Origin of the sequence: Halomonas sp. KX33721 (genome assembly GCF_001596805.1) — a bacterium.
GTDB classification, from domain to species: domain Bacteria; phylum Pseudomonadota; class Gammaproteobacteria; order Pseudomonadales; family Halomonadaceae; genus Vreelandella; species Vreelandella aquamarina.
The window spans coordinates 25,459-32,627 of sequence record NZ_LVIA01000048.1; the positions used below are offsets into that span (position 1 = coordinate 25,459).

6 protein-coding genes are annotated in these 7,169 nt (G+C 53.7%); 3 read left to right on the plus strand and 3 right to left on the minus strand.

All coding sequences use genetic code 11. The features are described from left to right. Positions 1-35 precede the first annotated feature (35 nt). From A3220_RS15515 to A3220_RS18355, 3 genes are all read right to left on the minus strand, one after another. Entirely contained in the window at positions 36-1,157 is a 1,122-nt protein-coding gene (locus tag A3220_RS15515; protein ID WP_062375753.1) for a porin, read from the minus strand. A 283-nt stretch (positions 1,158-1,440) separates the two neighbouring features. Then, on the minus strand, positions 1,441-1,653 hold the full coding sequence (locus tag A3220_RS18350) for a di-heme oxidoredictase family protein (RefSeq protein WP_074210778.1): 213 nt from the start codon (positions 1,651-1,653) through the stop codon (positions 1,441-1,443). After that, entirely contained in the window at positions 1,608-1,760 is a 153-nt protein-coding gene (locus tag A3220_RS18355) for a di-heme oxidoredictase family protein (protein ID WP_197746112.1), read from the minus strand. Before A3220_RS18355 ends, A3220_RS18350 begins: the two co-directional genes overlap by 46 nt. Before the next feature lie 1,181 nt (positions 1,761-2,941). Here A3220_RS18355 and A3220_RS15525 point away from each other — a divergent pair. The 3 genes from A3220_RS15525 to A3220_RS15535 form a co-directional block, all read left to right on the plus strand. Next, entirely contained in the window at positions 2,942-5,083 is a 2,142-nt protein-coding gene (locus A3220_RS15525; RefSeq protein ID WP_062359135.1) for a TonB-dependent receptor, read from the plus strand. Between the two features lie 268 nt (positions 5,084-5,351). Next, positions 5,352-6,023, plus strand: a complete 672-nt coding sequence (locus tag A3220_RS15530) for a response regulator transcription factor (RefSeq protein ID WP_062375755.1) — start codon at positions 5,352-5,354, stop codon at positions 6,021-6,023. 29 nt (positions 6,024-6,052) lie between these two features. Beyond that, positions 6,053-7,169 (plus strand): two-component sensor (locus tag A3220_RS15535; RefSeq protein WP_062375758.1); only part of this gene is annotated, 1,117 nt, incomplete at its 3' end.

Below are 7,169 nucleotides of genomic sequence, written 5' to 3' on the forward strand. Positions count from 1 at the left end.
TTACTCCTGTCTGTTATTCAGGTCAGACCCGTTGGTTAAAAGGCGATCCGGATACCGGCATAGAGCTGGCTGATATCGTTGGCATCGCCCCATCCTTCAGCGGTCTTGACCGACGAAGGCAGGTCAAGCGAATACAGGTGATACGAGGAGTACAAGCGGACCGCGCTCGACCAGTCGTACACGTATGCCAGACCAATCTGGCTTCCCTTGGTTCCCTCAACAATCAGATCTTTGGTCTCGCCATAGTTGACTGCAAAGTGATGAGCGCCAGTCGAGTAGCCTACCTGACCGAATAGGTTGGTCGCATCATAGCCTTCTTGATTAGCCTGCCCCGCATTGGCCATTGCGTCGGTTTCCTCATTACCGTAGGAGACGGTAAAGTTCAGGCCACCGTCCAGCAACAAAGACGCCGAAGCACCAAGGACTTGCTTCTCTTTGAATTCCGACCCAGGGGTGAGTGGCTGTCCATCGGTGGGCGAGGTCGGAATCTCCAGATCATTAGCATCAACCCAGCTCAGCCCCGTGGCCAGTTTGGCACCCGGAAAATCTACGTGGTACCGGGCCGCCAGTTCATAGGCATTGCCGTTGTCGAGACTGGTCGACAGCACCAGACCGCCGATCGACGGGCTGTCGTAGCGGATACGCTCTTGTCGACCAACGGCATTGAAGACGCCGTTGGTTTCACCAATTCTGTAAAGTTTGTTGCCGTTATCATCGACAAAACTGATGCCGGAAGAATAAAGGGTATACCAGGCACCGCCACCGAAGTAGAGCGTTTCGGAGTAATCCATCATGTTGGCGTAGTAGCCAGCACCATCGCCTTTGCCGAAACTCACCGTACCAAAGTCACCCTCGAGATAGATGTCAATTTTCCGGGTATCCAGGTCAACGCCACCCTCACCCCCCCCGGAGGTATTGTTGCCGATATCGAACTCCGTGGATCCGTACTGAACAACTGACATTTCATAGATAAAACCGACGTTCATGCCGTTGGCCATCTTCTCATTGCCAGTGAACCGGAAACGTGAGTTGGAACCGATGCTGTCGACACTCGAGTAATCAGTCTCATTCCCGTTATCCGCGACGGTGATCGCACGATTCACCTGGCCGGACACCTTGAATTCCATGGCGTGACCCGGCGAAGATAACCCCGCCATCACCAGTGCGAGCGCTGAACTCAGTGCCGCTTTTTTTATTTGTCATTAGTATCATAATCCCCTCATTATCATTGATTTATTACTGAACGTGTCATATTATCATTGATTTATTACTGATTTATTACTGAACGTGTCATGCGTATTACGTCCATTATCTTAAAGTGCTGTGCCCTCCTGTCCCGAAACTCAAGTGGCTTCGGGTCTTGCGTCAGCACTGGGCACAGCAACAATATTGACCACACTGATCGTAGCACAAGCCCGACGACTGAGAAGTCAATTAACATTAGACTTTAGTGCAACCGGGAGCCTCTTCAGGCACTTTCAGGAAGGCAATCAGCACCGCACGTTCAGTCCTGAATCGTGCCTTGAACTGTTCCCTGGATATCTCGGCTTCGCCCCCGTGCCACAAAATGGCTGGGCCAGATCGTCTGGTCGCTGAGGTCTGGCCGGTCAGCGACCAGACCGGTCGTGCTTTGGTGTGTGGCAGGCGGCACACCCCGTGTTGCTAACGAGTCTGGCGCCTTGCTGCACTTCCGGGTTTTCCATGGCGCGACGGGCGGGAACTGCAAGGCTGCTGGCGTAGAAGGTGATAAAGCCTGCCACTTTGTCGCTGACTTCGGGGTCGCCGCCATTAGCAAACTGGCCACAATCTTGCGTCCACTACCTCGCCAAGAACCTCGGCCGTTGTCACCGCATCCTGGAACGTGGCGTGCGCCAGATCTGCATAATGGCTAACAACGTCAGTTTTGGTCGGCGTGGATGCGGGTGCCTTATCTGCCGTTGGCTCTCTGCTGTGTTGTGCGTTGGCAGCGTCCTGATTGCCGCTGCATCCGGCCATCAAAAGCAGGGTGATTGACAGGGCCAGAGGTCGCGGACGAGTATTGACGTCATGTGCAAATCCTTTGAGGTAAATTAAATATAAATCATTATTATACGCATTAGAGATTGATGGGCGTGTATTGCATGAGTTAAACGACACAAGACTGCGGACCTGTAATAATTCATGGCTGATAGCGGCGGTTGCATTTAATATTGTGTCAGCAACAGTACTAAAAGCCCGTAAAGCGCCGCGCCCCCAATGCGGTCAATGTTCACTGTTGTTGACAGTTGGGGGAGGTCTGAGTTGTCGGGGGCGGGATGAATAGGGCAATCCGGCGCCGCAGCATTCCTTTGTGGTGGTTAGCATTAGCAGCGGCGTTAAGCCTGCTGCTCACCATTCATGATACGTTTGTCATTGCTGTCTTCGAAGGCTACATATCCTGGTGCATACCCTACTGGGACAGTTGCACCAGTATCAGCCGTACAGGGCGTTACTGGCGGTGGGAATTCTCTCCGTTATCCTCACTGCCGCAGTACCTGCCTTGTACAGTCAACTAGACAATGCCTTTGAATGGGTATTGGCGCTACTCATAAACCTTCATGCGCTCTGGGTTGCGCTGCTCTGGCGGCAAAGCTCTTTCCGGGCAAGATTGTGGACGGAGTAAGGGATCGAACCGGGTTACCATGATCACCGACATTGCGAGCAGACCACCGGCGGCTTGTTTGGCCTTCAGAAAAGCTGGCCCCGGATTGCGGGCCAGCTGATACCCTCACCCTCCGCCCAACCCGCTCCGACCTCCGAATTGCCCGTTTGAGAGAAATTCAACCTTTTCAGCCTGGTGACACTCTCTCATTATCATTAACATTGGTTATTGACTTGATTATGAGAAGTCCTTAAATTCGTATCCGCAAATGGAACGCGTTTCTATTTAGAATTTCAAATACGAATAATTGCGGAGAAACACATGTTTAAACCTTCCCGCTTATCACTGGCCGTGGCTGTCAGCCTTGCCCCGGGCGCCAGTTGGGCAGTCGGCGATGATCAGCCCCAGATGCTTGAACCCATGGAAATCATTGGCGATGCGTCTGCCGCCCAGACCTTGCCGGGGTCAGGCTACGTTGTTGGCGATCAACAGTTGAAAACCGAGGTTGAGGCCGACATCAACCAGGTACTGAAAACCGTCCCGGGCGTGTATGTACGGGAAGAGGAGGGTCTGGGCCTGCGCCCTAACATTGGCATTCGCGGTGCCACGGCCGAGCGAAGCAGCAATGTTACCCTGATGGAAGATGGCATTCTGATCGCGCCGGCGCCCTACTCCAATCCGGCCGCCTATTATTTCCCGACGTTCAAGCGCATGTCCTCGCTGGAAGTACTCAAGGGTGCCCCGCTGCTGCGCTATGGTCCGCAAACCACCGGCGGCGTGATCAACCTGATTTCCACACCCATTCCCGACGAGCAGAAGGGCTACGTCGAAGCCGTCACCAACGAGCGCGGCTCCACCGACGTTCATGCAACCTATGGCGACACGAACGGTGACTGGGGCTATCTGGTTGAAACGGTCCAGCGCTCAGCGCAAGGCTTCAAGGACATTGACCGAAGCAACCGCAACAGTGGCTTCGACATCAGTGATTATGTCGGCAAGCTACGCTGGCAGGGAGAGCGCCAGAGCGTAACCGCCAAGCTGCAGTATTCCGAGGAAACCTCCAACTCGACCTATGTCGGACTGACGGATGCGGACTTCAACCAGGACCCCAACCGGCGCTACGGGCTTTCCAGTCTCGACCAGATGGATAATACTCACTCCGGTGTCAGCCTGACTCATCAGTTCGAGTGGAGCGACAATGTAAGCAGCACCACGACTCTCTACCGCAACGACTTCAAACGCAATTGGTACAAGCTCAGTGGCGCCGGAAACATCATCGGCCAGGCAAACGCCGGCGACGCCAATGCCCAGGGTATTCTGGACGGCACAATTGACGCCAGCGGTCTGGAATACAAAAACAACGCCAGGGACTACCTGTCCCAGGGCGTGCAGACAAACTTCGATGTAAACATTGGCAACCACGAATTCGACTTCGGCGCCCGCATCCACGAAGATGAAATGGATCGCTTCCAGCCGGTGGATGTGTACGACCAGGTCAATGGCTCCCTGGTGTTCCAGAACAGCGTGGCCCCAACGGGCAGCAACAACCGCTTTGAGACCGGCGAAGCCCTGAGCTTCTGGGCACTCGACAAGTGGCAGGCGACGGACAAGCTCAATATCAACCTCGCTCTGCGCTACGAGGATGTACAGACCAGCCGCACCCAATACGCGGATCCCGGTCGCACGACCGTCGACAGCACCCGCGCCAATGACAGCGCCGAACTCCTGCCTGGCGCTTCCTTTACCTATGACCTGTCCCAAAGCTGGCAGGTTCTGGGTGGCGTGCACCGGGGTTTCTCCCCTCTCGGAGGTGGTGCCAGGGCAAACGAAGATCCGGAAACCAGCAAGAACTGGGAAGCCGGCGTCCGCTACTTTGGCAATGCGTTCTTCGCGGAAGTGATCGGCTTCTACAGCGACTTCTCCAACAAGGCTGAAAACTGTTCAGTGGGCTCGCCGTGCAGCAATGGCGCCACTTCTGGCAGTTTCGTAGCCGGCGAGGCTGAAATTGCCGGTGCGGAATTCCAGCTCCAGACCGGCACCGAGGCGGGCGAGTTCTACCTTCCGGTCAGCCTTACCTACACCTTTACCCAGGCGGAAATCAGCAAGGACAATGCTGCCTCTGGCCTGAAAAAAGGCGAGCAACTCAAAGACGTTCCGGAAAACCAGATGAGCCTGCGGGTCGGCATGGAGCACCCGAGTGGCTGGGACAACTACCTTGTGGCCACCTACGTCGATGAGATGTGTGTCAGCGCAGGATGCAACAACACCGCGACGAAACTGGACGAGACCGAATCCCTGTTCCTGGTCGACTTCATCAGCCGTTACGCGCTGACCGCCAGTGCCGATGTCTTCCTGAAAGTGGACAACCTGTTCGATGAACAGCAAATTGTCTCACGTTGGCCCGATGGCGCCATGGCGAACCTGCCGCGCACCGCTTCACTGGGGATCAGCGTTAATTTCTGATGAGTGAACGGAGATTGCTGAAAATCCGGCTTCCACTCATCGGGAGCCGGATTTTTGGATCACTCCGATAATCCTTTTTTCACACTCAGGCGCCACTTCGCCTGAGAACGTCGCGCCATTGATGATCTGGACCGCAGCGTCGCCAACCTCGGAAGAGCCAATCTGGACAACGCTAACAACCGGCTTTTCTGATCCTGATTCCTTCGTTACTGTTACAATCAACAGAGGACGAGCGAAACTTTCCCACCACGAAAAACGGCGCTTACAAATGAAAATTCTGATTGTTGAGGACAATGCGGTACTTGCCAAAAGAATATCGGACTGGCTTGCGCAGGCGCACTACACAGTCGATATCGCCAAAACCGGCAAAGAAGCGGACTCGTTGATTGAAACAAGCTCCTACCAGGCCGTTATTCTCGATATCGGACTGCCCGATGAAAATGGACTGTCTTTAATGCAAAGATGGAGAAAAAACGGGAAAAAAGAGGCCATCCTTATTCTGACCGCACGCTCCAACTGGACTGAGAGAGTAGAAGGGTTGAACGCGGGTGCCGACGATTACCTTCCCAAACCGTTTGAGTTTGATGAACTGAAAGCCCGGCTCAGTGCGATTATCCGCAGAAAGGACGGCAGAACGACAGACCAGATCAGTGTTGACGGATTCAGTCTCAACGCCAGCTACCGAACGCTTACCACGCCCGACCAGAAAGAGTTCAGACTGACAGCTACGGAATTCCGCCTTTTACAGTGTTTCCTCCGTTCACCGGACCGGGTGTTTTCCCAGGACGAACTGGTTGAAACCCTCTACAACATAGAAAGATGCCCAACCAGAAATGTTGTTCAGGTTTACATAACCCGGCTCAGAAAAATAATAGGAGGCAATAAAATAAAAACATTGCGTGGCCAGGGCTACTACTTTGAAAAAGATGCTACCCGCTGAACGCCCGAGTGAACCAACCAGGTTAAAATATGTCTGCTCCAAAAAGTATCCGCAGAACAGCCATTCAGTATGGTGCTGTTTTCAGCCTCGTATATTTTACTCTGATATTCTTTTCACACACCTACGTGATAAAGCAACTATCGGACGAGTCCAGGAAGCAACACCTGAACAAAGAGCTGGGAAACTTTCAGGCAATCATTGAGGCTGAATCCCCCACAACCGACGACCTCAGCAACATGATCAATCAGTTTGAAATGCTTCTGGGGCATGCCATCGTCATCGAAACGGCTAGCGGAAGCGTCCTGGCGAGCAACAACTTTGACCTGAGCCAAATGCAGGGCGTTGTGGATAAGCCCGAGGGTTTTATTCACATAGCGCAGGGCGCGAACACGCTTTTTGGGCTTAGACGTACGTTCACTGCTACTGGAAAGCTGGCCTCAATCACCGTTCTTGAAACCGAGGGGGCGCTCTCTGAACGACCGCTGAAGGCCCACCTGACATTGCTCGGTGCCTCGGCCGTTCTTCTGGCGATACTGCTGGCACTGATTGGAACCACCACACATCTGACGTTAAAGCCCATCAGTAGGATAAAAGAGGACCTGAGACGGCTCCAATCCGGGAAACAAAGTCGTCTGAACCCTCACGTGCCGGAAGAGTTTCGTCCGCTGATCCGGCAGCTCAATGATTTGCTCGAGCTGTCAAACCGGCGGCTGGACCGCCACCGCCGCCTGAATTCCGATCTCTCTCACCTGGTCAAAACCTCTATTTCTGCCAATCTTGCCATTTTGTCGGATATCGATACCTTGCCTCCGTCCCGGGAGGATGTTGTGTTTATGGCCTCTAACTTGCGGGAGCTTGACAAATCCCTGAAATACCGGATGAGCAAAGCAGACATATCAGGCAGACAGATGGGACGGACGTGCATGCCGGTTGAAATCACGGCAAGTGTCATCACCGTTATGGAAAAAATCTTCCCTGACACGGTTTTTCGCCTCCACACCAACTTACCTGAAAACTTCAGCTGGCCAATGGAGCGACAGGATCTTTCAGAGCTACTTGGCAATTTACTCGAAAATGGCGGGAAGTGGTGCCAGACAACCGTCGACGTTACAATCGCCCGCACGTCATCAGGACTCTCCATAGAAG